Source organism: Collimonas sp. (genome assembly GCF_044339385.1).
GTDB lineage: Bacteria > Pseudomonadota > Gammaproteobacteria > Burkholderiales > Burkholderiaceae_D > Collimonas.
This window is the reverse complement of the sequence record NZ_JBIIVN010000238.1, coordinates 1-4,166: the sequence shown is the minus strand read 5'-3', so window position 1 is coordinate 4,166 and position 4,166 is coordinate 1. Positions and strand designations below refer to the sequence as shown.

The 4,166-nt window shown below is 57.2% G+C and carries 1 protein-coding gene; it reads left to right on the top strand.

From position 1 onward, the window contains the following. The coding region (locus tag ACIQ0R_RS12560) for a beta strand repeat-containing protein (RefSeq protein WP_395828042.1) at nucleotides 1-4,166 on the top strand (4,166 nt) is incomplete at both ends.

Here is a 4,166-nt window from a genome sequence, read left to right as displayed (position 1 = left end):
TTGGGAAATGGCAATGGCGGCAAGGTGGTGTTGTGGTCGGATAATTACACCAAGGTTGATGGCGCCATCTTGGCCAGGGGCGGCGTGCTGGGCGGCAATGGCGGGCAAATCGAAACCTCCAGCCATGGCACGCTGGTGGCCAATAGCGTGGCTGATGCGACGGCGAGCAGGGGGCAAGCGGGGAGCTGGTTGCTGGATCCGTCGGATGTGACGATCGTGGCTAGCGGCGGCAGTCCTTTGACCGGCGGGGTGTTCAATCCTGGCGGGGCGAGCGGGACGGTGTCGAATGGCACCATCAATGCCGCGCTCAATGCGGGTACTAGCGTGACGATTTCGACTACCGCTGGTTCGGGTGGCAGTGGCCATTTGGTGCAGAATCCGGGCGCGCCGATTAACAAAACTGCGGGGCCGGATGCGACATTGAGCTTGATTGCTAGCCTGGATTTGGTGCTCAATGACGTTATTACGGCAAGTGGGACGGGGAAATTGAACGTTTCCCTGGACGCCAGTGGCGGTGGAACTACAACCTACAATGCGATCCTAGCCTATAAGAATATCACGACCAACGGCGGCACTCTCCAATTTCTCAGTGGTGTGTACATTCCGCCTGGGTCGGTTGCCAGTAACTTCACCACGGCAGGTGGTGCCGTTACTTTCAACGGTGATGTGTTGATTGCGAACCAGAATGGTTTAGTCATTGATACCGTGACCGGTTCGCCCGCCAGTGCGGGAGCGTCGGTGACGTTTGGCGGTAAGATCGACTCGGGCAATTCGTATCAATATTCAGCTACGCCATTAAATTGGAATCAGGCATTGGCGGCAGCCAAGAGCGGCAGTGGGACCAACGTTGGCGATACTTATATGGCGACGATTACCAGTTCCTTGGAGAGTGTGATCGCAGTCAAAGCCACGGGGTTTGTTGATCCGCAGAGCATTTCCGGTGCCAATACGATTTGGCTTGGCGGTGCACGCCTCGATAGCGGCACTCCATGGAGATGGCAGGGCGGTCCAGAGAATGGGCAGATATTCAATACCACCCCAACGGGGGTGAATCCGCCACCAGGGGTTTATCAAAATTGGTTAGGTGCTGAACCCAATGAGAAAAGTACCAATGCTTATCTTGGATTTTTTTCGCCAGCGACTTTGCCGACAGGGAAATGGGGTGATTACAATGGCACTTTGAATTTTCTAGGCGCTTCCATTATGGAGACAAATTTAGCCGCTTCCCCGCTGACCGTCAATGCGGGCACCTCGGCGGTGACTTTCAATGGCAAGGTCGGCAGCATCAATCCCCTCGCGAGCCTCACTGTCACCGGCCCCACCGCCATCAACGGCGGGCAAATCACGACCGAGCAGGGCCAAACTTATAACAGTCTGATCACACTCGGCAGTGCATCAACCTTGATGAATTCGACCAAGAGCACGCTGCAATTGGACAGTAACATCAGCTACAGCGGTGCAGCTGGCTCGGTACTGACGATGCGTGCCGCCAACGACGTCATTGTCAGCCCCGGCGTTTCGATCACCTCGACCGGCGGTGCACTGACGACCAGTTTGACTGCCGACACCGCCAATACCGGCAGCGGCGCCATTACCCTGAGAGGCCCGATCAGTACCAATGGCGGCGCGATTAATCTGAGTGCCAGCAGCGGCATTACTGCCAACAATGCCGCCATTGACAGCGGCGGCGGCGCCATCACCATCACCAACAACCGCAGCGGCAACATTGCCTTTACCAGCGGCTCGACTATCACTGCTGGCAGCGGCAACATCAGCATCACCAACGGCGCTGCCGCAGGCATCACCGGCGGCGGCACCATCGCCTTGCTAGATCTCAGCGGCGCTGCCCTCAGCGTGAGCAACAATGTCACCGATCTAGCCGCCGGCCAAAACGCCATCACCCTCGATGGCCCCCTCACCGCCAGCGGCGCGGTCACCGTGCTCAGCAAGGCCGGCGATATTCTGGTCAACAAAAACATCACCTCCACCCTCACCAATAGTCCAAGCGCCATCATCCTTGCCGCGGCGACTCCCAAAACCGCTGTCGACAATACCGGCGGCAATGTCAAGCTCGCCGGCAGCCAGCTCACAGTCGACGCGACCAGCCGCGCTATCATCTATACCGGCAGCATCGCCGACTCTACGGGCATGTCGTCAAGCGATCCTGGTTATCCGGGAGCCGGCCACTATCGCTACAACGTGGCCTATAACAACATCGGGCGCGGTGTCAACAACACCGGCACCTACGTGCAATACCGCGAACAGCCGACTTTGACCATGACGCTCCCCGGCAAAGTCTATGACGGCCTGGCCCTGGATGCGACCGACTGGACCCAATACAATCCGGTCAGCGGCTGGGTCAACGGCGACACCAGCAGTGTCAATTCGCTCAGCGGCAACCTATCCCTTAACGGCAGCACCGCCACCGTCGCCAAAAATCAAGCGACCTATACTGTCGCCTTGGACACTTTGCTCGATACGCTAGGCTACAAGCTGGTCGTCCCCACCACCAGCTACACCATCACCCCGGCGCCGCTGACCATCACTGGCGATACGTTCAGCAAGATTTACGGCACGAACGATCCCCAACCGCTGACCTACACCACCACCGGTTTAGTGAGCGGCGAAACGGTTGCCACGGCCTTGACGGGTAATTTAGGGCGGCTCAGTGGCGAAAACGTCGGCAGTTACGCGCAAACGCAAGGTTCGCTGCTGGCCAATAACGGCAATTACACGATTAACTTCAATCCATCGACGTTGAGCATCACGCCCAACCTGTCGGCGCCGGTCACGGTTATCGGCGATACGCTTACGAAGAACTACGCCAGCAACGACCCGACACTGACCTATACCACAACCGGTTTGCTCAATAACCGTGTAGTGAGCAGCTACGGTCCGAACGGTGCGATCATCAACACCACAATCACCGACAGCAACAGCGGCAGCTTCAGCGGTAATCTGGGACGCAACAGTGGTGAGAACGTCGGCAGCTACGCGACCACGCAAGGTAGTCTGGCGTCGAGCAACTATGCGATTGTGTTTAATCCAGGCAGCCTGAGCATTATTAAAAACGCTGCTGCAGCCTTAAGCGTCACAGGCGATACCGCCAGCAAGAACTACGGCAGCAACGATCCGTTGCTGACTTACACGGTAGCCGGTCTGGTGACGAATAAAACGGTGCAAAGTTACGATGTCAACGGCAACCAGATCAGCACCACGCTCAACGACACGCAAAATACCGCGCTCAGCGGCAACCTTGGCCGCAATGTGGGTGAGAATGTGGGCGGCTATGCTACGACGCAAGGTTCGCTGGTTTCGGCAAACTATGCGTTTAACTTCACGCCAGGCGCACTGAACATTAACCAAGCGGCGAGCGCACCGATTACGGTGACGGCCGATGCCGTCAGCAAGAACTACGGCAATAATGACCCGACGTTGACGTACGTCACGACCGGGCTGATTAATACGACCGTGCAAAGCTACGACACGACGGGTAGTTTGCAAAGCGTAGCGATTAACAATACGGCGGGTAATTCCCTGACGGGCAATCTGGGCCGTAACTCTGGAGAGAACGTCGGCAGTTATGACATCACCCAAGGTTCGCTGGCATCAGCAAACTATGTGATCAACTATGTCGCCAACAATCTGACGATCACGCCCAATACGGCATCGCCGATTAGCATTACTGCTGTCGCGGTGGGCAAGACGTTCGGCAGTGACGATCCCAATCTGAGTTATAACGTGAGCGGCGGTAGTTTCGTCAACACCACGGTGCAAAGTTACGACGCCAGCGGTGCCAGGCAGAATGTGACGATTAACGACACTGCCGCCAGTGCGCTCACCGGCCACCTGGGACGCATCTCCGGCGAAACGATAGGTAATTACAGCATCACGCAAGGCTCGGTTGCGGCGGCTAATTATGTCATCAACTATACGCCCGCCAACCTGACGATCAATCCGACCGTCCTCGCCATCGTCGCCAATGCGCACAGCAAAGAATACGGCAACAACGATCCGGATTTAGACTACACCTTCACCAATCCGACCCAAGCCCAGGTCAACAGTTACGACCCAAGCGGCACCCTGAGCTTGACGGCGGTACCGGGCGGCGGCGGCACCGCCACCTTCACGGGTCACTTAGGACGGCCCGATGGCGAAGACGTGGG